The following is a 22,632-nucleotide window of genomic DNA, read 5'->3' as shown; positions in this document are numbered from 1 at the left end:
TTAGGGAAGCGTCATGTCAGTCCAGGATTTCATCATCGCACCGAGCATTCTTTCAGCCAATTTCGCCAAGTTGGGAGAAGAGGTGGCCGACGTCATCGCTTCGGGAGCCGACTGGATACACTTTGACGTGATGGACAACTATTATGTTCCTAATTTGACCATCGGCCCGCTGGTTTGCGAAGCGATCCGGCCGTGCACCACGGCGCCCATCGACGTCCATCTGATGGTCAAGCCAGTCGACCGCATCATCCCCGATTTTGCCAAGGCCGGAGCGAATATCATCACCTTCCACCCGGAGGCCTCCGGACACGTCGACCGCAGCCTGTCGCTGATCAGCGATGCCGGTTGCCAGGCCGGTCTCGTCTTCAATCCGGCGACGCCGCTCGATTTCATGGACTACGTCATGGACAAGCTCGACATCATCCTGCTGATGAGCGTTAATCCCGGCTTCGACGGCCAGAAATTCATTCCCGGCACGCTGGCCAAGGCGATGCAGGCACGCGCCAAGCTGAATGCCTACGAACAGCAAACCGGGCAGCGCATCCGGCTCGAAATAGATGGCGGCGTAAATACTGGCAACATTGCCGATATCGCCCGCGCTGGCGTCGATGCCTTCGTCGCCGGCTCGGCCGTCTTTGGCGCCAGCAAGGACAGTGATCCGCAACGTTACAACACCGTCATCGGCGCCCTGCGCAGCGAACTGGCAAAAGTCTGATGCACTTCCAATCCGTCACCTTCGATCTCGACGGCACGCTACTCGACACTGTCGCCGACCTTGCCGAAGGCTGCCGCCTGATGCTCGAAGAAATCGGCGCGCCGCCGCGCTCTCAGGCCGAAGTCCACGCTTCGTCGGCAAGGGCATGGCCGTCCTCGTCGAGCGCTGCCTGACCCACGAGCAGCCGCCCAGCGCGGAAAAGCTGCACGCCGCCATCGAATCCTTCAAGCGCCACTATGCTGCGGTCAACGGCAAATTCACCCTGATTTACCCCGGCGTTCTTGAAGGCCTCCAAGCGTGGAAAGCCAGCGGCGTCAAAATGGGCGTCGTTACCAACAAGCCGGGCATGTTCACCGAAGCCTTGCTCGACCTCATGGGCATGACCGACTACTTTGACGTGATCGTGTCTGGTGACAGCACGGCACACAAGAAGCCGCATCCCGAACCCATTCTGCACGCCTGCCGCATCTTTGGCGTGCTGCCGGGCCATAACCTGCATATCGGCGATTCGAAGAACGACATCCAGGCCGCCCATGCCGCCGGATGTGTCGCCTATGTCGTGCCTTACGGCTACAACGAGGGCGAGCCAGTGGACAGTGCTGGTTGCGATGTGCTGGTCGCCGATCTTCTTGCTGCGTTCGTGGTGGCAAGGGCAGCCTGAAGCTAACGTACCCATCGGTACGCCGTCAGGGCTTGCAATCGCTGGAACGATGTGTGATCCGCGGGAAGACCTCCCGGTCAGCTCTTGCCGGCCTTCTCGGGCATGACGATATTTACCTCGAGCACCTCGAAGTTCCCCTGCCTCTCCAACGATACCTTGATGTCATCCGGGTTGACCGACACATACTTGGAGATGACGGTGATCAACTCCTTCTGCAAGTCGGGCAGAAAATCAGGTGTATACTGGCGCCGCCACTGCGTTCGTGGGCAATGATCAGTTGCAGTCGCTCCTTGGCGATGGCCGCCGTCTTGGGCTTGTTGCCGAAGATGAGGGAGAAGAGGGACATCCTCATTTGCTCCCGAACAGGCGCTTGAACAGGCCAGGCTTCTCGTAGTCGACAAAACGCAGAGGTATGGTTTCCCCGAGGAAGCGGCCAACCACGTCGAGGTAGGCGCTGGCAACATCGCTACCGGCAAGATGGATTGCCGGTGTGCCGGAATTCGACGATTGCAGTACGGATTCCGACTCGGGAATCACGCCGATAATAGGTACGCGCAGGATCTCATGGACGTCCTTGTACGACAACATTTCGCCCTCATTGACGCGCTTCGCCGAGTAGCGGGTAATCAGCAGATGTTCCTTGACGGGCTCTCCACCGAGCTGGGCGCGGCGCGACTTGGCCTGAATGATGCCGAGAATACGGTCGGAGTCGCGCACCGAGGATACCTCCGGGTTCGAAACGACCAGCGCTTCGTCGGCAAAGGTCAGGGCCATGACCGCGCCGCGCTCGATGCCTGCCGGCGAATCACAGACCACATAGTCGAAGCCCATGTGTTCGAGCTCCTTGAGAACCTTTTCGATGCCTTCCTCTGTCAGTGCCTCCTTGTCACGAGTCTGCGAAGCCGGGAGTACGAAAAGGTTCCCGCTTTCGCAGTGCTTATCCTTGATCAACGCCTGGGTGAGTGTTGCTTCGCCGTTCAGCACATTGACAAGGTCATAGACGACACGGCGTTCACAACCCATGATCAGATCGAGGTTGCGCAGGCCGACGTCGAAGTCAATGACGGCAGTTTTGTAACCGCGTAGGGCGAGGCCCGAAGAAAAGCTGGCGCTGGTGGTGGTCTTGCCAACCCCGCCCTTACCTGAGGTTACGACGACGATACGTGTCACCGGTATTTCTCCGCAATCTAAAGAGGGTGATTCTACCTGCAGAATCGGCTTTCCGGTGCCTTTGGCGTCCATCTGGGCCGGCAACGGCTCGGCCGCTAATCAGTTGTCAGCGGCTCGATAATCAGTCGCCCGGTACTTTCGCTCGGACTTGTGTTCAGCAGCACTTGAACGGGTTTGCCAGCCAACTCGACCGGAACGCCGGTATCGAAGGTCCGATACAGACCCGCGATCGAGACGAGTTCGGCTTCGAAGCGGGTGCACAAAATACGTGCATTCTCGGCGCCGCCAGCGCCTGCCAGCGCGCGCCCGCGCAAGGGTGCGTAGATGTGGATACTGCCATCCGCGATTACTTCGGCGCCCGCGTTGACGGCTGCCAGAACCACGAGGTCGCCACCACGTGCATAAATCTGCTGGCCCGAGCGTAGCGGTCGGTCGATGAACAGTGTTGACGAAGCCACGGCGGCGATTGTCGCCGTTGGTGGAGCCGCCGCGACAGGCGGCTCGGTGGCGGGGACTGGCGGAGGCGTAGCTACTTCGGTGGCAGGCGCCGCACGCACCGAACGTTCCAGCGCAGCATAGGTCGGCAGGCCGGCGTCGGCTGCCGCTCGATGTCGGAGTTCACTGTTGCCGCCGCACACGCCAATTACGTTCAGCCCGTGCGTTTTCAACACCGTTTGCACGCCTTGCCAGTCCACTTCCGTGATCTCGACTCCCGGAAGCGTCGTTCCCTTGAATTCGATCAACTGCATGTTCGTGCTGGTTTGCCGCATGGAATCGCCGCCGATGTGAGCCAAAGTCGAGAGAAGCGGATGAGTCTAGCCGAAGCGGCATGACATTGCCAGAGCCCCTCGTGATCGACTGGTGCAGGGTGTCAGCCCCATGGCCATCTGCGTGGTGATGAAGTGGTGCAGCGGTGGGTAGAGGAGCGATGGTTTTCTAAAACCTTAGGTACGAAATTCCGCGGACTGCCGGCGTTCGCATGACGGGATCGAATTTTTTTCCGCTACCCTGCTGCGGTCAACGGCCGATATGCCAATAGTTGCCTGATTGAACTCGAAGGACTCGTATGCGCGTCGCCGGTGGACAGCGCTGATTGCGATGCGCTAGTATGCGATCTGTCTGTCGCCTATGGTCAGGCGCATACCTTTCAGGACCTCTAGAAAAAATGACGACTCTGCGACTCTGGAACGAATGGCAAGGTTGGCGTCGCTGGCGCCCCTGATTTCCTTTCGTGCGCCAACTCGACGTCATGCACCAGTACGCAACTCGGCTGTCATTTTCGAGGCTTCCCCATGACTGAAACCGAATTCAACACCCTTGCCGCGCAAGGCTACAACCGTATTCCGGTCACTCTGGAGACGTTTGCCGACCTCGACACGCCGCTCTCCATCTACCTGAAGCTGGCCAACGGACCCTACTCCTACTTGCTCGAATCCGTGCAGGGCGGCGAACGGTTCGGCCGTTATTCGATTATCGGCCTCACGGCATCGACGCGCATCGTCGTCCACGGCCATCAGGTATTGGTGCTGACCGGCAACCGGATCGCCGAGCGCGAGGATGACACTAATCCACTCGAATTCATCGGCAAGTTCATGCGGCGCTTCCGCTCGGCGCCGCAGGCTGGGCTCCCGCGTCCCTGCGGTGGCCTGGTCGGCTGCTTCGGCTATGACACGGTGCGCTATGTCGAGACGCGGCTGACCCGCACGTGCAAGACCGACGAAATCGGCACGCCGGATATTGGCCTGCTGCTCTCGGAGGAAATCGCCGTGGTCGATAACCTTTCCGGCAAATTGACGCTGGTAGTCTATGCCGAACCGGGTTTTCCGGGGGCGTGGCAGAAGGCCCGGGCGCGCCTCAAGGATCTGTTGGGCAAGCTGCGCACGCCGGTCGCCATCCCGCGCGAGCAGCCGGTGCATTCCGAGCCGGCGGTGTCCATCTTCGGTGAGGCCGCCTTCAAGAAGGCAGTCGTCAGGGCCAAGGACTACATTACCGAGGGCGACATCATGCAGGTCGTCCTCTCGCAGCGCATGACCAAGCCCTTCCACGCGAGCCCGCTGGCGCTCTACCGCACGCTGCGCAGCCTGAACCCGTCGCCCTACATGTTCTATTTCGATTTCGAGGATTTCCATGTCGTCGGCGCCTCGCCGGAGATTCTTGTCCGCCTGGAGGGTGATCGTGTTACCGTGCGTCCGATCGCTGGCACCCGCAAGCGTGGAGCCTCGCCCGAAGAGGACGCCGCGCTCGCCGCCGAACTTCTTGCCGACGAGAAGGAGCGCGCCGAACACACGCAGTTGCTCGACCTCGGGCGCAATGACTGCGGCCGTGTCGCCAGGGTCGGCACCGTCAAGCTGACCGAGAACATGATCGTCGAGCGCTATTCGCATGTGATGCACATTGTCTCGAACGTCGAAGGCCGGCTGCAGCAAGGCTTGACCGCGCTCGACGTACTGCGCGCGACCTTCCCGGCGGGCACCGTCTCCGGCGCGCCGAAGGTGCGGGCGATGGAGATCATCGACGAACTGGAACCAGTCAAGCGCGGAATTTACGCCGGTGCGGTCGGCTACCTCGGTTTCAATGGCGACATGGATCTGGCCATCGCGATCCGCACGGCGGTGGTCAAGGACAGGCAACTACATGTGCAGGCCGGCGCCGGGATTGTCGCCGATTCCGATCCCAATTCCGAGTGGACCGAGACCCAGAACAAGGCGCGCGCGGTGCTGCGTGCCGCCGAACTGGCGGAACAGGGCCTCGATACCCGTCTCGACTGAATGCGGCGAGGCGGCAACGGTGGCTAGCCGGAGTGGAACGATTGCCGCGTTAGGATGCGCGGCTGCTTGAAAGAACGGCATGGAGGCGCCATGTCAACGGGTGACCTCGGTTCAGGAGAGGGAAAAATCCGGCACGGGAGGCCGGAGTCGGCAGCTTGCTGACGGCTTTAACCGGTAACGGCGCAGGATGTAAAATGCGTGGCGGCATGTACTGCATTGGTCGAGGGGGAGAACGGGATGAATAACATGACGGACATTGATCTTGCCATACAGGCACACACACACTGGATGTCGCAGATCAGGCAGGCGGTGCTCGACGCGCTGTCGGGGATCGACGTGAATCGCACCCGGGCCGACAGCTTCTGTGAGTTTGGTAAATGGCTGAATGGCCCGGGCCTCTCAGCGGATGACCGCCTGACGGATCACTACCTTGAGGTTCGCCGCCTGCACACCGAATTTCACGAGCTTGCCGGACGGATCGTCGATCTGGCCGCGGCGGGCCAGGTAGCCGAGGCCTACACGCTCCTCTACGGCGAATACATCACCTTGTCCGGCCGGCTGGTTCTGGCGATGCGGGCATGGCAGGCGAGTCTGCTGGGATTCTGATCACGTGATTTGCGGAAGCGAGCGGAAGAAGGTCGGCCAGACCGCGTGTCGCGAATCGGGAGGCGCTCCCGGCAATACCCGGAGGCAGCCGCTCCATGCAATGTTCCTCGCGCTGCGTCAGTGACGTTTTGAGCGGAGGCCGATCTGGGCGACAATGCCACTCTTCGCGCGCTCGATTCCGGACAACAGGCGCTGGCGTATGACTTTGTCTTGCTAGCGTCGCCCGGAGAATCCGGAACGTTAGCCATGCAGAACAAGAGGATAGCCGCGACACGTTGCTGATGATCGATGATTGCGACAGCTTCACCTACAACATCGTCCAGTACTTTGGCGAATTGGGGCAGGAGGTGAAGGTTTGCCGCAACGATGCCATTACGTGCGCCTTCCATACGCCTACCACATTCGCGATAATTTCGATGGTAGACCCTTTGACTTGCGGCTGCGGACAGGAACGAGAGGGGCGCCCAACTTATGCCGGAGCGGCGTACTCTTTGTCTATGGCAATGTGGTGAATACGGGTAGCGCCCGATCACCATGGGGAAGAACTGGCGTGATTCTGATTGACGGTGAAAGCCGGAATGTGTCGGAAAATCTTACAGAGGTTGCTGACCAAGATTGGCCGCGAGATTCAAGGGATTGAAAACATTAATGTTCATAACAATGGCATGACTATTGCTCTTGGACAATGCACTGTAGATGAGACATGTCGTCAACAAGTAGCTGCGTCGGAAGAGTGCCGGGCGGCTTCTCGGCAATTAGCGTTACCGACTCCGGGGGTGAGCGGGGGTAGGAGCATGATGCGGCTGAAAAGGGAGGCCAGATTTGGCTACTCGCGGGCATTGGAAGGTCTCTCGATAGTAGTGCTTTGATTAAGAATGAACACGGAATTACGCATCGGGGCAGCGTAACGCTACACCTACTGTCCCAATGATCAACAACGAGGGGGGTTCGATGGACGCCATCAATAAAGCCTTGGGCAACGCGCCAGTATTCGTCATTGCCTACATCATATTTATGCTGCCGACATATTTTTTGCCCTACCTCGGGTCCAACTCGGCTGTAGTCGGGGCGGTGGTTGCCGCTTCGGGGGCAGGTGTCACCCCGGCATTCTGGATGCACTTGGGCGCGATGCTGATCCTCTGCCTCCTGTGCTTGATCCGTGGAGCTTATGTCGGAAAGATGTGGCTAGTCATCTTCCCTATCCTGGCAGCAGTTTTTGACCTCTTCCCTGGTTTGAGCGCCATACCCCTGATCGCCACCGTCATGCATCTACTGGCAATAATCCTGGGCGTGGTCGGCGCAACAGCCATTGAACGTAGTACGCCAACAACACCGAACACAATGCAACTCGCTCCAAGCATACAGATGGTCGAAGCATCGCTGCCGGCAATGGGGGATGCAGTTTCGTTTTGCCCACAATGTGGCATGGGCGTGAACGTGGGTGACACATTTTGCGAATCCTGCGGACACCGTCTCCGGTGCTCGGTATTCGGGACTTGTGAATTCGGTGTCTCCATGACGGCGACGAAGGGGGTGGGTTGATTATGCAATGTTCAAATGGAATAATCATGGGGGTCGTTGTGGCGCTTGGACTTCGGGGTGGATGGTATGTCCTGTCCAGGAAGATTGCCTCAGTGTATGAGGTCGTGCCGGATATGTTCGTGCCAATCCAGAATCGAATCTCGGCGGTCTTTTGCTCCGAATGCGGCCAAGGGAACTCGGAATCCGCCAAATTCTGCACTCGATGCGGGCAGAAAATCCCAACCGATTGATCCCGTTCAGCAATCGAGGTAAGAAGGAGAAGACATGAGCTGTCCGAATTGCAATGCAGCCCTGAGCGGCACTCCGAAGTTCTGCCCCAAGTGCGGAGCGAAGATTGAAGCGAGGACATCGGAGCCCCCCGCGACCAAGAAATGCCCGCAATGCGGTTCGGAAAATGCACCGGCAGCGAAGTTCTGCAAGGTAGATGGCTACCGCTTTGAAAGCGACACGCCGGCAAGTGCGGTCCCCGCTGTTGCGCCACGTCAGGAAGCATCGCCTGTTGTGGTTGCGGCCGTCGCCTCGGAGCCCCCGCGACCAAGAAATGCCCGCAATGCGGTTCGGAAAATGCACCGGCAGCGAAATTCTGCAAGGTAGATGGCTACCGCTTTGACAGCGGCACGCCCGCAAGCACGGTCCCCGCTGCCGCGCCACGTCAGGAACCACCGCCAGCGGCGCTTGCGGCCGTCGCTTCGGCGCCGCCCCGACCAAGAAATGCCCGCAATGCGGTTCGGAAAATGCACCGGCAGCGAAGTTCTGCAAGGTAGATGGCTACCGCTTTGACGGCGGCACGCCCGCAAGTACGGTCCCCGCTGCCGCGCCACGTCAGGAACCACCGCCAGCGGCGCTTGCGGCCGTCGCCTCGGAGCCCCCGCGACCAAGAAATGCCCGCAGTGCGGTTCGGAAAATGCACCAGCAGCTAAGTTCTGCAAGGTAGATGGCTATCGCTTCGACAGCGGCACACCCGCAAGTGCGGTCCCCGCTACCGCGCCGCGTCAGGAACCATCACTAGCCGCAGTTGAGGCCGCCACTGGCAAAGCCAGCGATCCTGTCACCACCCTGGCTGGCGAAAAGGCGACCGCACTAGAACCGCAGCCGATGAACCCGCCTCCGTCACCGCCTCCGTCACCGTCACCGTCACCGTCACCGTCACCGTCACCGGCCCCGGCCCCGGCCATCGCCAATCTTGTCATTTGTCCAAAATGCGGCACCGCAAATGCGGCTGCTGCAAAATTCTGCAAGAAGGATGGCGTGGCTTTGGCCGGAGGAGCCGACAGGTGTGGGTCTGGCCGATGCAGCTACCAAGAAAACCAACATTGCCCGAGCCGAAGGGCTGCCTTTACCACCCATCCTCGTGACTGAGCCGCCTCCAGCTCAGCTGCAGCAGGCAGCTACCCCCATTCGGGGAGCGAAACCTGCATCATCGAGATCAAACATCGTCATTGCAACCGGTATTGTGGCGGTCTTGGTCGCGGCTGGCGGCGGAGGGTATTGGTATCTTACAGGTCGTAACGCGCCAACAAAGGCGTTTGGGGAAGCGCCACCAACTTCACCCGCATCCTTAGCGCCCGCAGCCTCCATTCAAGCTACGCCAACAAGGCAGATGGTTGACGCCGGGGTGACGATGATTCTCGCGGATGCGGGTTTTTCCAAGACGATTCAGTCTACGACCGATGCCGACCTCGTCGTGACGCTTTACGGCTCGGTAACGAGCGAAGAACAAAGGGCAAGAGTGGTCGCGCTTGCGAAAGCGGCGACGGGCGTCGCCGCGGTGAATGATCGACTGGATGTGGCACAAGCCGCGCCCCTTGCCCGCTCCGGGCCCAACGATGCTCCCATTGTGCAAGCCGCGCCCCCGGCCCCGTCATTCGATGCTTCAGGAGTCCAGCAGGACCTCAACCGGCAGCTAAGGAACAGTGGGCTATCAGGTGTTTCCGTCAAGGTCAACGCGGACAGAAGCGCAGTGCTGCGCGGCAAGGTCGGCACGGCCAAAGAGAAGGAAGATGCCCAGATTCTCGCTTCCAACTCGCCTGAACTGAGTGGCGTTCGCAACACGATCCAGGTTATCGCCGAGCCGCCCCAGACAGCAGCAACCATCGACCCCGCCAAGCTGGAGGGTGAGATCAACCGAGCGCTGCGCAACGGCGGTGTGGGCAGCGTGACAGCACAGGTTGCCGACGATCTGTCGGTAACCTTGAAAGGGTCGGTGACCAGCGCCGAACAGAAGGATCGCGCGTTCCAGGTCGTCCGGCGCTTTCAGGCCAGGGGCATGCCGAAGGACCGGATATTTGTCGTCGAATAATGGAGCTACAGGGAGAGAAGCCATGAAGAAGGTAATCGCAAGTATTCTGGTTGTGTCGATCACTACTATGCAACTCGGAGGATGCGCCAACACTGGCGCGACGCAAACCCAACAGGGCGCCGCCATCGGTGCCGTCAGTGGCGCCGCTCTCGGTGCCGCCGTAAGCAAGAACAAGGGGAAAGGCGCTCTGATCGGTGCCTTGATAGGCCTGCTGGTAGGCGCCGCCATCGGCAATTACAGGGACCAGCAAGACGCGACCCGTGCGGAAGCCGCGATGAAATACCGCTACGACGACCGCGGCAACAAGTTGGTGGTCGAAAGTGCGGCGGTCGCGCCGCAGGCAGTCTCGCGCGGGGGAACGTTTGAGTCTCGTCAACTGCCAAGGTGAGCTTGCCGAAGGATCTCCCGAAGGGGAACTACACCCTGGTAACGACGATTTCGGACGGGAAGAACACGAAGACCGCAAAGACCCCGTTCGCTGTCGTCTGAATTGTCGCATCGATTATTTTCGGGGGTGGTCATGCGCAAGATTTTTCTAGGAGTCGCATGCATCGTCGTAGTGGCGCCTGTCGCTGAGGGGGCGACAACGCCGTTCCTGGATTTCCCGCTCAGTTGTCCAAGTGCTGCGCAAGGCAAATGCAGTGCGACCCAGTACAGCAAGGGCGCCTACACGCCTGCCAGTATCACTTCCGTTCTGGATCATCATATGGAAAAGCCATATGACGAAGACAGCATCGTAACGGCATTCACTGGTGAAGAGGGAGCAGCCACTCCAGCGAAACCGAAGGTCAATCAGGGCTGCTACCCCAGTCTTCGCCAAATCCCGGCAAGCGATTCATTATTAATCACTAACCAGTTCAATCATCACAAATCATGAGAAGAATTCAGGATGCGCAAGCCATGGTTGGCACTATGTTGAAGCGGGTCAATGAGCAGGCCGCAGCGACGACTGAACGTCCCAATCGAGTGAGGTAGTAGCGATAGGTATGAGTGACTTTCTTGATCAAGCCGAGCGTACGCGGTCGGGCAAGTTGGCGCGACATGGCGGACGGAGTGAGCTTCAGATAGCTGAGAAGATCGGCACGACGCCAACCGTGAATGTTGAACTCGCCGCGTTGCATGGTTTGCAGCAAGGCTTTCTCGGCAGGATCAAAGAAGTTCACCCTTTGACACCGGGAGCCGCCCCCAACCGTGGCATGCTCAATCGCTCCAAGTCACGCTCGCCGGCACTGGGGTCATCGAGGCTGGAGAGGAACGCCAGGTAACGTTGGTTGCAGCCGAGCAGGATGTCGCGCAGGTCGATCAGGCTATAGATTGTCTTCTTCAGGGGCGCCAATTCTCGGGTGGCGTGCCTGTCCTTGTGTTCCACCTTGCGGTGGTGTTTGAAGAAACTCACGTCATTGACGGTCGTTTCGACCCGCAGTACGCGGGAGAATTTGTCATACACCTTGACGCCAGCGGCGCCCATGGTGTGCTTGATGCAGCGCCCCTCGATACGGGTGGACAACCGGGAACCGATCTCCTGGGCCAGTTGTGGCGTGACCTTCTTGCCCAGAAAGCTGGAGACGCGTTCTGCGTTGGCGGCCAAGACCGCTTGGCGCGAAATGGCGTCATACAGTGGAACCAATATCTGCTCACTGCGAAACATCAGGTCGGTGGAGTATTCGACTTGGCGCAAGCTCCAGTGATACGAGGATCCAAAGACGTCAAGCACTGGGCACAACCACTGCGCATAGCGATCCAGTCGCGGGTGAAGTACGTCGGGACTGAACGCATCCGCCAGCGCCTGCGCCTGCGCGATGTCGGCGACACGCAGGAAGGCGTTGTCCTGCTGGAGGAAGTCGATCCTTTCTCGCGTCAGAGTTCTTGCCAGAGCGCTGTGACCATTACAGTAGAACTGCAACCCGAACGGTGCCCACGTCGGCACACGCAGGTAGCACAACCCCAGTTCCTCGTCGATGAAATAGAAGTAGTAGTGCAGGCACTTGCCTTGATCGGGGCGCAGGTAAGTCTTGCCACTGCCTTTGTCATGCCACGGTTTGTAGCTCGGACAGGCTTCCATGGCCGAGAGCACATGCACCAAACCCGGTGCGTCGCCGCGACCGGCGAGCACTCGCGCGACCAACTCTTCCTTGCGAATATGGCTTTTGCTGACGTGCTCGATTTCAATACCCGCCGCCAGACACACCTCCTGCGCACGCTCACGAATGCGATCTCGCAGCGGCTCGGCAAATCGCGGGTAGTCGAATACCCGAATTCCGTGCGTGTACAAATAACTCGTCATTCCTGCCGCGTAGCACGCACCAGGCAGCGTGCCGGTGATAATGATCCGGTCAAAGCACGAAAGCACGCCATGCATGTTCGTCGCGTATCGTTCCGCCAGAGCCATCGCCAACATGATCGCCTCCTCGGTCATTCGTCAGGCTTCTATCGTAATACCTGTTTGGTTCCGGCTCGTCCGGCTTAGGGGTCTCTACATCGGAACCAATGACGGGTGTTTGGCCGATCAAGGTCTCAATTATGATAACCATCCGGCGTACGACTACCGGCGCGCGTCAAGATAGTTGTCGCCTCGGTCATGCAGCCAATGGCGGAATAAGCTTGTCTTCCAGATGCGCGTTGGCGATGCAATCGCGTTCTGGATTGAGGGTCACTACACCGACCGGCGTCCAATTTCGTGTCTGACCAGTCCAGCGCGCCGGGTTGAGATCACGCGCTGAGGTATAGACGGCATGTCGGGCCGCGAGAATGGCGAGATCCTCGCCGGCATGGCGCTGGGCTGGGCTGACATAACGAATGCCACTGTGCCGATGCTCGACGTTGTACCAGTGCACGAAGCTGACTGCCCAGGTCCTGGCGTCGTTGAGCTCGGCAAAGCCGTTAGCAGGAAACTCAGGGCGGTATTTGGCCGTCCGAAACAGCGATTCCGCGTAAGCATTGTCATCACTGACTCGGGGTCGAGAATACGAGGGCCTGACTCCCAGCCAGTTGAGCATCGCCAGCACCGTCGTGGCCTTGAGCGTCGAGCCGTTGTCGCCGTGCAGAACAGGCTTGGTCGCGAGTGCGGCAATCCCCTCGGCGAGCGCCGTACGGCGCACCAGATGCGCGGCATGGTCGGCGTGATCGCTGCCGTGCACCTCCCCAGCCGACAATCTTGCGGCTATACAGGTCGAGGATGAGATAAAGGTGAAACCAGTGCCCCTTAACCTTGCCTGGCAGATAAGTCATGTCCCAGCACCACACCTGGCGCGGCGTGGTGGCAATGTGCGTGGTCGGCACTCGCTGTTGCCTAGGCGCCTTGGCCCGTCCTCGGAGGGTGGTTTGACCGTGCTCACGCAGCACTCGGCTGAAGGTGGATTCGCTGGCCAGGTAAATCCCTTCATCAGCCAGCATCGGCACCATGCGCGCTGGCGGCACGGCCGCAAAGCGTGGCTCGTTGGCCACGGCAAGCACCTGCGTGCGTTCGGCCTCACTGAGCGCGTGCCTGGGCGTCGGGCGCATGGACAAGGGCCGGCGATCTGCGCAGATGCCGCCCTCAATGGCTTTCCAGCGTTGCAAGGTGCGTAACTCGATGCCGGCTACCTCGCGCAGGCAAGCCTGAGCCGAGCACCGGCGACATGGGCGGTATGGATGTCTTGGGCCAAGGCTTGGCGATCTTCAAGGCCGATCATTCGGCCTCGCCTTTGTTGAAGATCGCCGCGACTTTTTTGAGAGAACCAGCAGGGCAGCGGTTTCAGCGAGTGCCCGGTCCTTGCGTAGCAATTCGCGTTCGAGTTCCTTGATGCGTTTGCGGTCTTGTCGGGTTGCTTGCGGGCTGGCTCTGACTTCTTCCGGTTCGGCCAACGCTGTCGTGGCGCTGGCCCACCATTTGATCAGCTCGTCCGGATAAACGCCGTGCTCTCGACACCACGCGCTTTTGCTGGTTTCGTCCAGCGCCGCAGTGACGATCACCGCCTCCAGGCGCGCCGCCACAGTCCATGCCCGCCCTCGGGCGGGCATGGACTGCGCGTCATCTCGCCAACGCTCAAGGGTTCCCGAACCAATGCCTACTTCACGGGCCACCACATCTATTGCTGCATTTTCCGGCGCCAACAATCGTGCTACCGCTCTACCTTTGAACTTCTCTGAATACCTTGCCATTTCCATCCTTTGTCGCCGCCCCAGGGGGAGATTCTATCGAGGCGACAACTATTCTGACGTAGGGGGCGTGACACAAGGGGGCTTTACCCGAATGGCACTCACTTAATTTTTTTCGGATGCCCATTTTTCGGATGCTTGCCCGGGCACTAGTGGTGCGTTCCATTAATATATTTACAAACGTGCCGTTAATTGCCATGATTGTTCTACCATTTGACGTGGAGGTGATCATGGGACGGACAACAGGAGTTCGACAGTTCAGCGGCAAAAGTAGCCATTTTTGACACATGGCCCCAGTAACGGCGCGGGTTTCAGAGGATGTCTAAGAAAGTTGTGTGGTGGCACGCTAAGGCCTATTAAATTCTGACTTGACAGGACTCATGTCGGTGATGCTGTGGCGGCATGCATGTCAAGATAACCACCTCAGGAGGTCGCCGCTACGTCCAACTCGTCGAGTCCTACCGGGACGACGCTGGGCGGGTGAAGAAGCGTACCGTGGCGACGCTTGGCCGTCTTGATTAACGCGATGGCGGTCTCGATTCAGTGATCAAGGGGTTGCTCAAGGTATCGGGCCGTGGAAGCCATGGTGGTTGTGCCACCGACACCGACGGTGAGCTTCGAGTCGGCCCGGGCGTTTGGCGATGTATGGACACTGACCGAACTCTGGAAATCGCTCGGTTTTGCCGAACTGAAGCGGGTGTTTCGCCGCACGCGGCATACGATCGACGTGGAAGCGCTGATCCGGGTGATGGTGTTCAACCGACTCTGCGATCCGGAATCCAAACTGGGCGTGTTGCGCTGGCTGGAGACGGTGGCCTTGCCTGAGGTCGAGGTCAAAGCGATCACGCATCAGCATCTGCTGCGCAGCATGGATGCCCTGATGGATCAACACGAGGCGGTCGATACCGTGGTGGCCGGCTTGCTGCGAGCGATGATCGATCAGGATCTGTCCGTCGTGTTCTATGACCTGACGACGATACGCGCCGAGGGACTGAGCACCCAGGAAAGCGATGTGCGTGCCTTTGGCATGGCCAAGGAAGGGCTGATTGCACGGCAATTCATGCTCGGCGTGGTGCAGACGGCCGAGGGCTTGCCGATCTGCCACGCGGTGGTCGACGGCAATACGGCGGAGACAAAGACGCTGCTGCCGATGCTCAAAATCGTGTTGAACCGGTTCCCCTCGGTCAGTCGCCTGGTGTTGGTGGCCGATCGCGGCTTGCTCAGCTTGGACAACCTCGATGCGCTGAGCGAAATACGTCTGGCCAGTGGCCGGCCGCTCGAATTCATCCTGGCGGTGCCGGGACGCCGCTATCACGAATTCACTGAACTGCTCGATGACTTCCACAAGAGCCAGTGCCAAGCGGCAACCGTCGAGATCATCGCTGAAAAGACGTGGAACGCGCTGCGCTTGGTGATTGCCCACGATCCAGAACGTACCGCCCTACAGACCCAACGACGGGACGAGCAGATCGGGAAGCTGATCCAGCGCGCCGCGCAGTGGGTGGGCAAACTTGACGATCAGGATGACGGCGTCAACCATCGGGGCCGCAAGCTCTCGGACAGTGGCGCCAAGGCGCGCTTCTTCCATGAGGTCAGCGAGGCCCATCTGTCGAAGATCATCAAGGTCGACCTGAAAAGCGAGCGCTTCATCTACGCTATCGATGAGCGCGCGCGTTCCTTGGCGAACCTGATGGACGGCAAACTGCTGCTGGTGACCAATACGACGGACCTGATCACCCGGGACGTTGTTGCACGGTACAAGTCGCTGGCGGATATCGAGCGCGGCTTCAAGGTACTCAAATCCGAATTGGAGATCGGACCGGTCTACCACCGTCTGCCCGAACGCATCCGGGCTCACGCGGCGATCTGCTTCATGGCGCTGATCCTTTACCGGGTCATGCGTCAGCGCCTGAAAGCGGCCAACGCCGGGCTATCGCCGGAACGAGCGCTCGACTACCTTCGCCGAATCCAGCGTCACCAGATCCGGCTCAACGCGTCTGAACCCGTCACCGGCGTCTCGATCCTCAGTGCCGAGCAAACCGAGGTGCTTAATGCCCTGGACGTGAAAAAACCGACCGCCCCGCAGCAACTGACGCTGTTGTAGTGGCATTCTTTAAATTCACCTCAAGTGAAATCAGTCACTTGCGCAATTAACTGTCGAACTCGGGAGGGCAGCCCCAAAAAACCGTGGTCGACCAGAAACGCTTGCCTTACCCGAGGATTACGTCCCTCGCGGCAGCTGAACGGGCACAGCGCCATGGGCCGGACTCGATTCCAACGTTACGATTGCTTATAGCCCGCACCATCGTCAGCAGGCTTCAGCGATGTAACCGGCAACTACGCGGCGTCGAGCGCCCCTACTTCGGCAACGCGTACAAAGGCGAGCGCAGCGGGTTCTGAGCGAACAGTTCTTTCCAGACCCGTGGCGTGAGTTCATGGACGCGGTCGGCGGGGTGCTCGGCGACGCGCTGCAGGACATCGACGAGATAATCGTAGGGGTCGATCTGATGCAGCCGACAGGTAACGATCAGGCTCTGGATGATCCCGACCTGCCTGGCGCCGAACTCCGTCCAGCAGAACAGCCAGGAGCGGCGCCCCATGGGAATCACCCGCAGGGCGCGTTCGAGGTGATTGGTGTCGATCGGCACGTCCGGGTCGGCGAGGAAGACCTCCAGTCCCCATCGTCGATCGCGCGCATAGGCCAGCGCCCTGGTCAGCGGATTGCGCGGTAACAGCCCCTGCGCCGCGAAGCGTTCGCCAACCCAGGCGAAGAAACGCTCGACGATCGGTTTGGCATGCTCCAGACGATAGTCGCGCTTCCTTGCACCGGTGAGCTTTTGCTCGCGGATGCGCTCTTCGACCTGATACAGGTCCCCAATGAGCGCGAGTGCCTGCGCTGCCGCTTCTGGTTCCGCGTCTTGCGCGTCAAAGAACTTACGACGCGTGTGCGCCCAGCATTGGGCGTGCGTGATCCCGATCTGCGCCGCGTAATGACTGTAGGCCTGATAGCCGTCCGACAACAGCACCGCGCCTTCGGCGGCGGTCAGTCCGAGGGCCGCCTCGACGTGCTTGAACTCGCGACTGGCGAAGAAGGGGAAACAGATTTCGTCGCCTTCGCCATACACCGGCCAGAAGTACGCCGCTTTCAGCTTGCCGGGTGCGCCCTGTCCGGCCTTGATCGGCGTCCGTCCATCGCCTTGACGCGCGAGCTGCGGATCGAGGCAAACTGCGCCTCGTAGATCGGTTCGAGCAGAGTGATGCCCTGTTGCCCGATCTGCGTCAGCCACGGCCGGCTGACGGTGATTCCCGCATCGGCCAGGCGTTGATGCTGGCGATACAGTGGCAGGTGGTAGGCAAATTTGTCAATCAGCAGTCCGGCGACGAAGCTGACGTCGGCCCGGCTGCCCTCAATGACACCGGCCGGCGCGTTGGCGCAGACCAGTGTCTGGTTACTCTTGAGCTTGATTACCGGCCGGCGATACTTGATCACCACGTAGCTACCCGGCCGTTGCGCCAGGCGATAGCTGTCCTTGTGGCTGATGACCTCGTAGTCCTCGGGAGAGGCCTTCGACTTCCGGCGCGGTGAGCTCGACGACTTCGACTGGGACGCGGTTCTCGTCGAAGAAGGGCACGCTTTCGTCACTGGGACGCTTGCTGGTCGGCTGACGGGTATGCGCGGCGACGGGGCGACCTGGTGACTCAGAACCTGGTGGGGGCGTCGGGAACTCGCCGAGACTCAGTTGGCCGCTCGGCGTGACGTCGATGCGTCGTTCGCTTTTCTGGCCGAAGATCTGGCGCTTGAACCAGTCGATTTGTTGCTTCAGTGCGGTGATTTCAGCAGACAGCGTCTGGCACAGATCCAGCACCTCTTGCGGGCACAATGCCGCGGCTTGTTCGAGGTTGTAAACCGTCTGGTAACGTGCTGAATCCATGCGTGTATTTTAACACAAGCCGCTGTTTTGAAGCGTTTTTATGGGCGCTCCAGAGGCGTGATAACGCTTCTTCCGGCGTCCCGGCTCGATCCCTTCGAGGAGCAGTTTCAGACCGGTCCAGTCGATTTCGCACGTGCGCACTTTATCCCAGTTGGCGACGAAACGGCCTTCTTCGAGACGCTTGGCCCACAGGCAGAAGCCGCTGCGATCCCAGTAGAGCACCTTCACCTGAGTGCCACGGCGATTGAAGAAGACGAAGAGCTGGCCGCTCAGCGGGTCCTGACCGAGGACATGACGGGTGATCGCGTACAGACCGTCGAAGGATTTGCGCAGGTCGACCGGCTGGCCATAGACTTGGACGCGGATTTGGCCTTCAGGGAAAAACATCAGCGGCGCTCCAGCTGCAGGATCAGGCCGCCGCCGAGGTCGAGGGGTGAGGTGGAAACGAGCGGGCGTCGCCGTGGTTGTGCTCAGAGGGCCGACGTCGACGAAGGTGGCCGGCTGGCCGCTGGCCTTGTCCTGACTGTCGAGGGCGATGCCCAGACGTGTGCGCCAGCGATGGAAGCTGGTATCGCTGATCCCTTCGCGTTTGCAGAAGGTCGCAACGTTCAAACCGCTGCCCGGAAATCGCGACAGCAACGCCTCCCATTCGCTCGCGCTACGCCGCACCCGCGACCCTTCCCCTGCCTTGGCCATCCTGGCCTCCTCCGCGTTTCGTGATTCGAGGAGGACATTGTCGACAGCACGATCGGCGCTGGAAAGAACGCCGCAGAGTTACCGGTTACTCAGCGATGTCCGTGTTGCGGGATGGTCCCATCCAACTTTTGGCACAGTAAGACCAGGAAGCTAAAAGGGTCTGGAATTTTGGTGTGGCTAATTCTCGACGAACAATAGAGACAGCAGCAAGCGACTGGGCGAACACGAAAAAGGGGGCGGGCTGATATTTCTAAGTGGTGCGTCGGCGATAGGTCACGAAGGCGTGCCCGTTCCCCTCGATTTTTGCCGCTTTTTCCCAGTCGACCCCAGCAATCTCGGGAAACCAGGCATCGCCTTCCGGTTCTTGATTGACTTCAGTAATTTCCAGGCGGTCGGCGACGGCCATTGCCTGCGCATAGATTTGCTCGCCGCCGATGACAAAAACGCTTGCTGCGGTCGACGCCATTTTCAAGGCATTTTCCAATGAGTCTGCAACTTCGGCGCCGGGTGTGTCATAGTCGGCCTGGCGGCTGACGACGATGTTGCGGCGCCCCGGCAGGGGCCGGAAGCGCTGTGGCAGCGATTCCCAGGTTTTGCGCCCCATGACGACCGTGTGGCCGGCGGTCAGCGCCTTGAAATGCGCCATGTCTTCCGGGATGTTCCAGAGCAGCCGGTTGTCGCGGCCGATCACGCGGTTGCTGGCGACGGCAGCGATGAGGACGATTTCCGGCATCGCTTTCAGGTGCGGGCGGCGATGGCGTCTTGGTAGAGGGTGACGTAGTCGTGGGCGACGTGTTCCCACGAGAAATCGCGGCGCATGCCGTTCTGCTGGATGCGCTGCCACAGCTTGCGGTCTTGCCAGTAGCGGGTGGCGCGTTCGAGCGTCAGCCACAGCGCGTGCGGCGTTTCCCCGTCGACGACGAAGCCGTTGGCCGTCTTGGCGGCCAGTGTGGCTTCGCTGACGTCGATCACGGTATCGGCGAGGCCGCCGGTGGCACGCACGATGGGCGGCGTGCCGTAGCGCAGGCTGTACATCTGGTTGAGGCCGCAGGGCTCGAAGCGCGACGGCATCAGGAAGCAGTCGGCACCGGCCTCGATGCGATGGGCCAGGGTTTCGTCGAAGCCGAGGCGGACGGCGATCTGGCCGGGGTGGCGAGCGGCGAGCTCGCTGAACCCGGCTTCTAGGGCCTTGTCGCCGCTACCGAGAATGGCCAGCTGGGCCGGCAGGTGGGTGATTCCGTCACCCAGCGCCAGCACGAGATCGAGTCCCTTCTGGTCGGTCAGGCGGCTGATGATACCGAACAGTGGCCGATCGTCCACCGGGTCGAGGCCCATTTCCAGTTGCAGCGCACGCTTGTTGGTGCGCTTGGCGGCGAGCCGGTTGGCAGCATAGGGAGCGGCCAGCGCGGGATCGCAGGCCGGGTTCCAGATTGCGCTGTCGACGCCGTTCAGGATGCCGCGCAGCGCGTTGGCGCGATGGCGCAGCAAGGGAGCAAGCCCGTAGCCGAAATACTCGTCCTGGATTTCGCGGGCGTAGGTCGGGCTGACCGTCGAGATCAGCGTCGCCAGTTGCAGGCCGGCCTTGAGGAAGGAAAGCTGGCCGTGGTATTCGACACCATCGAGGCGCCAGGCGTAATCAGGCAGGCCGAGCGCCGACAGGTAGCCGGGGCGCGAGTTGCCCTGGAAGGCGATGTTGTACCTGGTGACGACGCTGGCGGCGCCGCCCCTCGTAATGCAGCCAGGCCGGGGCGAGCGCCGTCTGCCAGTCGTTGACATGGACGGCATCAGGGCGCCAGGCGAGCGGCGAGGCTGGTTGGCCGAGCAGCGCGGCAACCCGTGAAAGCAGGCCAAAGCGGATGCCGTTGTCAGTCCAGTCGTGGCCGAGCGCGTCGAGATAGGGGTTGCCGGGACGCTCATAGGGCGGCGGACAGTCGAGCAGGATCAGCGGCAGGCCGTCGGCCTCGGCGGCGAGCAGGCGGGCCGCCGGCAGGGCTTGGGGCAAGCGACGGCAGTTCGGCGAGCAGGGTGGCTTGCGGAAAGGCTGTGAGCATTGCCGGATAGGCGGGGAATCAGCACCCGGACATCGTGGCGGGCGCGGCGCAGCGCTGCCGGCAAAGCAGCGGCGACGTCGCCGAGGCCGCCGGTCTTGACCCAGGGAGCCATTTCCGAGGTGGCGAAGAGGATCGAAAGGCGGTTCATCGGTTTTCAGGGCGGCCCAGCAGGCCTGCGCGTCGAGAGTCGAAGGCGGCGTCGTCGCCGGCGCCTTCAAGCAACGGTGTCAGCCGGTTGGCGAGTTGCTTGCCGAGTTCGACACCCCACTGGTCGAAGGAATTCAGGTTCCACAGGACCTCGAGGCAGAAGACCTTGTGCTCGTAGAGCGCCAGCAACTGGCCCAGCGTTATACGGGCTAAGCGCCGGCAGGAGCAGCGTGGTCGACGGCTGGTTGCCTGGAAAAACCTTGTACGGAACCAGTACTTCCGGCACGCCGGCGGCACGGGCCTCGGCGGCGGCCTGGCCAAAAGGCGAGCGCGGCCGGTTGCGCCAGGCGGTTGGCGAGCAGCGCCACATGGTGGCTGCCGGGCAGCGGAAAGTCGCTGTCGCGCAGCGCGATGAAATCACAGGGAATGGTCTGGCCACCCTGATGGAGCAATTGATAGAACGAGTGCTGGCCATTGGTTCCCGCTTCACCCCAGAGTACCGGACGGGTCCCGACGCCGACTGCTTCGCCGTCGCGGTCGGTCTGCTTGCCGTTGCTCTCCATTTCGAGTTGCTGCAGGTAGGCTGGCAGCAGAGCGAGCGACTGGCTGTAGGGCAGGATCGCCAGGCTTGACGCGCCGAGGAAGTCGGTATTCCACAGGCTGAGCAGAGCCAGCGTCGGCAACAGGTTAGCGGCTACCGGCGCTTCGATGAGAGTGCTTCTCCATGGCGCGGGCGCCGGCCATCAGTTGCTTGGTGCCGCCAGCCGACGATGAGCGCCAGCGACAGGCCGATTGCCGACCACAGCGAATAGCGCCCGCCCACCCAGTCCCAGGAATTCGAAGACGTTGTCGGGAGATGCCGAACTGTCGCGTCAAGTTCCATGTTGGTCGAGATGGCGACGAAATGCTGGCTGACCGCGCTTTCGCGCCCGGCCGCGGCGAACGGCCAGGCGCGGGCGGTGCGCGCGTTGATCAGCGTCTCGAGCGGTAACGAAACGTCTTGCTGGCGATCACGAACAGCGTTGTGCGCCAGGTTGAGCCGGGCGAGCAGCGGCCAGGCGATGTCAGCGCCATCGACGTTGGCGACGAAATGGACATTGAGGTCCGGCTGGTGGTGCCACGGCGAAAACGCCCCTGACCGCCATGCACTGCGCGGCCGAGGTCAGAACCGCCGATGCCGATATTGACGACATCGGTGATGTGCTCATAAGCAAACCCTCTTCACTTGCCGCTGTGAATGCTCTCGCAGAAGTTCCGTAGGCGCTTTCGAGGACAACGCGCACTTCGAGACGGTTCCTGCTTGTCGGCACGCAACGGCATGTGACGGACAGCGCGGCCTTCGGTGTGGTTGATCGGCTCGCCGGCCTATCTTCCGCTTCCAGCCGTCCAGGTCGGCGGCGTCGGCCAGCGCGTGCAACGGTGTGGTGTTTCGGCGTCCGATGCGCTGCTTGGAGAAATCCGGGCAGCAGGCCGTCGTGGCGGAGCGAGAAGCGTTCGAAGCGTTGTCCGTCGGCGGCGAACAGTTCCTTACCAGCTGCGCCGGGCGCACGGCTTCAGCATAAGGCGGCAACGGCGCCAGGCGAGAGTCCATTCGGGAGTCTCATAGCCAGACCATCGCAGGCCCGTCTCAAACCTGTGGATCAGTTCCGGATGCGACGGGAAGACGCGGATCAGTATTCGCAGGCTGCCACGCAGAATTTCAGCGTCAAGGTCGATGGTGTAAGGCATTTCGCCATTACCGGTTACTCCCAGGTGCTCAGCGGGTAGTGACGGGCCCGCCCGGATGAACGTGCCTTGCGGACCCAGGCATGATCAGCCTCGACGGTGACGTCTTCCGGATTCAGTCCGTTGAGCTGGACGGCAACCTGGATCTGCAGGAGGGACTTGCCGAAGTCGAGACGACGCTCG

General features: G+C 60.8%; 18 protein-coding genes and 6 pseudogenes. 11 read left to right on the top strand and 13 right to left on the bottom strand.

The annotated features are described in order from the left end of the window. Window positions 1-13: 13 nt before the first annotated feature. Both rpe and IPP03_22820 read left to right on the top strand, forming a co-directional pair. Entirely contained in the window at window positions 14-715 is a 702-nt protein-coding gene (gene rpe / locus IPP03_22825) for a ribulose-phosphate 3-epimerase (protein ID MBL0355318.1), read from the top strand. Continuing rightward, window positions 715-1,376: pseudogene (locus IPP03_22820) on the top strand (phosphoglycolate phosphatase). The gene rpe and the pseudogene IPP03_22820 overlap by 1 nt, the downstream one beginning before the upstream one ends. A 77-nt stretch (window positions 1,377-1,453) precedes the next feature. Here the strand turns inward: IPP03_22820 and minE are convergent. The 3 genes and pseudogenes from minE to minC all read right to left on the bottom strand — a co-directional run bounded on the left by minE (window position 1,454) and on the right by minC (window position 3,316). Further along, window positions 1,454-1,722, bottom strand: a pseudogene (minE, locus tag IPP03_22815) (cell division topological specificity factor MinE). Window positions 1,723-1,724: 2 nt separating this feature from the next. Then, window positions 1,725-2,546, bottom strand: a complete 822-nt coding sequence (gene minD / locus IPP03_22810; GenBank protein MBL0355317.1) for a septum site-determining protein MinD — start codon at window positions 2,544-2,546, stop codon at window positions 1,725-1,727. A 95-nt stretch (window positions 2,547-2,641) separates the two neighbouring features. Beyond that, window positions 2,642-3,316 (bottom strand): septum site-determining protein MinC, encoded by a 675-nt coding sequence (minC, locus tag IPP03_22805; GenBank protein MBL0355316.1) that lies wholly within the window; start codon window positions 3,314-3,316, stop codon window positions 2,642-2,644. Between the two features lie 522 nt (window positions 3,317-3,838). Between minC and IPP03_22800 the strand changes: the two genes are divergently transcribed. The 8 genes from IPP03_22800 (at window position 3,839) to IPP03_22765 (ending at window position 10,638) form a co-directional block, all read left to right on the top strand. After that, window positions 3,839-5,314 (top strand): anthranilate synthase component I, encoded by a 1,476-nt coding sequence (locus tag IPP03_22800; protein ID MBL0355315.1) that lies wholly within the window; start codon window positions 3,839-3,841, stop codon window positions 5,312-5,314. Between the two features lie 237 nt (window positions 5,315-5,551). Next, window positions 5,552-5,920 carry a CZB domain-containing protein gene (locus IPP03_22795; protein ID MBL0355314.1) on the top strand — a complete coding sequence of 123 codons (369 nt, stop codon included), beginning with the start codon at window positions 5,552-5,554 and terminating at the stop codon, window positions 5,918-5,920. 951 nt (window positions 5,921-6,871) lie between these two features. After that, on the top strand, window positions 6,872-7,462 hold the full coding sequence (locus IPP03_22790; protein MBL0355313.1) for a zinc ribbon domain-containing protein: 591 nt from the start codon (window positions 6,872-6,874) through the stop codon (window positions 7,460-7,462). Between the two features lie 26 nt (window positions 7,463-7,488). Then, window positions 7,489-7,692, top strand: coding sequence for a zinc ribbon domain-containing protein (locus IPP03_22785; protein MBL0355312.1), 204 nt, complete (start codon window positions 7,489-7,491; stop codon window positions 7,690-7,692). 34 nt (window positions 7,693-7,726) lie between these two features. Beyond that, window positions 7,727-8,056 (top strand): zinc ribbon domain-containing protein, encoded by a 330-nt coding sequence (locus IPP03_22780; GenBank protein MBL0355311.1) that lies wholly within the window; start codon window positions 7,727-7,729, stop codon window positions 8,054-8,056. Between the two features lie 1,027 nt (window positions 8,057-9,083). Beyond that, window positions 9,084-9,761, top strand: coding sequence for a BON domain-containing protein (locus IPP03_22775; protein ID MBL0355310.1), 678 nt, complete (start codon window positions 9,084-9,086; stop codon window positions 9,759-9,761). Between the two features lie 22 nt (window positions 9,762-9,783). Continuing rightward, window positions 9,784-10,149, top strand: a complete 366-nt coding sequence (locus tag IPP03_22770) for a glycine zipper 2TM domain-containing protein (GenBank protein MBL0355309.1) — start codon at window positions 9,784-9,786, stop codon at window positions 10,147-10,149. A gap of 132 nt (window positions 10,150-10,281) precedes the next feature. Then, entirely contained in the window at window positions 10,282-10,638 is a 357-nt protein-coding gene (locus IPP03_22765) for a hypothetical protein (GenBank protein ID MBL0355308.1), read from the top strand. Window positions 10,639-10,645: 7 nt separating this feature from the next. Here IPP03_22765 and IPP03_22760 read toward each other — a convergent pair whose 3' ends face one another. From IPP03_22760 to IPP03_22750, 3 genes and pseudogenes are all read right to left on the bottom strand, one after another. Beyond that, the gene (locus tag IPP03_22760) at window positions 10,646-10,924 is read right to left on the bottom strand and encodes a hypothetical protein (GenBank protein ID MBL0355307.1); all 279 of its coding nucleotides are present in this window, start codon (window positions 10,922-10,924) and stop codon (window positions 10,646-10,648) included. Next, window positions 10,921-12,177, bottom strand: coding sequence for a MarR family transcriptional regulator (locus tag IPP03_22755; GenBank protein MBL0355306.1), 1,257 nt, complete (start codon window positions 12,175-12,177; stop codon window positions 10,921-10,923). Before IPP03_22755 ends, IPP03_22760 begins: the two co-directional genes overlap by 4 nt. Before the next feature lie 160 nt (window positions 12,178-12,337). Next, window positions 12,338-13,901: pseudogene (locus tag IPP03_22750) on the bottom strand (IS3 family transposase). Window positions 13,902-14,300: 399 nt separating this feature from the next. On the opposite strand from IPP03_22750, the pseudogene IPP03_22745 reads away from it, so the two are divergent. Then, window positions 14,301-16,002, top strand: a pseudogene (locus IPP03_22745) (IS1634 family transposase). Between the two features lie 253 nt (window positions 16,003-16,255). Here IPP03_22745 and IPP03_22740 read toward each other — a convergent pair. The 7 genes and pseudogenes from IPP03_22740 to IPP03_22710 form a co-directional block, all read right to left on the bottom strand. Next, a pseudogene (locus tag IPP03_22740) lies at window positions 16,256-17,830 on the bottom strand (IS66 family transposase). A gap of 9 nt (window positions 17,831-17,839) precedes the next feature. After that, window positions 17,840-18,217, bottom strand: a complete 378-nt coding sequence (gene tnpB / locus IPP03_22735) for an IS66 family insertion sequence element accessory protein TnpB (GenBank protein ID MBL0355305.1) — start codon at window positions 18,215-18,217, stop codon at window positions 17,840-17,842. Between the two features lie 559 nt (window positions 18,218-18,776). Beyond that, complete coding sequence (locus IPP03_22730) at window positions 18,777-19,259, bottom strand: dihydrofolate reductase (protein MBL0355304.1); 483 nt, start codon at window positions 19,257-19,259, stop codon at window positions 18,777-18,779. Window positions 19,260-19,264: 5 nt separating this feature from the next. Then, complete coding sequence (locus IPP03_22725) at window positions 19,265-20,302, bottom strand: glycogen synthase (protein MBL0355303.1); 1,038 nt, start codon at window positions 20,300-20,302, stop codon at window positions 19,265-19,267. A gap of 165 nt (window positions 20,303-20,467) precedes the next feature. Continuing rightward, complete coding sequence (locus tag IPP03_22720; GenBank protein ID MBL0355302.1) at window positions 20,468-20,725, bottom strand: glycogen/starch synthase; 258 nt, start codon at window positions 20,723-20,725, stop codon at window positions 20,468-20,470. Then, window positions 20,722-22,315: pseudogene (gene pgi / locus IPP03_22715) on the bottom strand (glucose-6-phosphate isomerase). Before pgi ends, IPP03_22720 begins: the two are co-directional and overlap by 4 nt. Window positions 22,316-22,466: 151 nt before the next feature. Beyond that, window positions 22,467-22,632 (bottom strand): hypothetical protein (locus IPP03_22710; GenBank protein ID MBL0355301.1); only part of this gene is annotated, 166 nt, incomplete at its 5' end.

It is taken from the genome of Candidatus Dechloromonas phosphoritropha (genome assembly GCA_016722705.1).
In the GTDB taxonomy this organism is placed as follows: domain Bacteria; phylum Pseudomonadota; class Gammaproteobacteria; order Burkholderiales; family Rhodocyclaceae; genus Azonexus; species Azonexus phosphoritrophus.
Note: the sequence above shows the minus strand (reverse complement) of the source record. Positions and strands in the feature narration are given on the sequence as shown.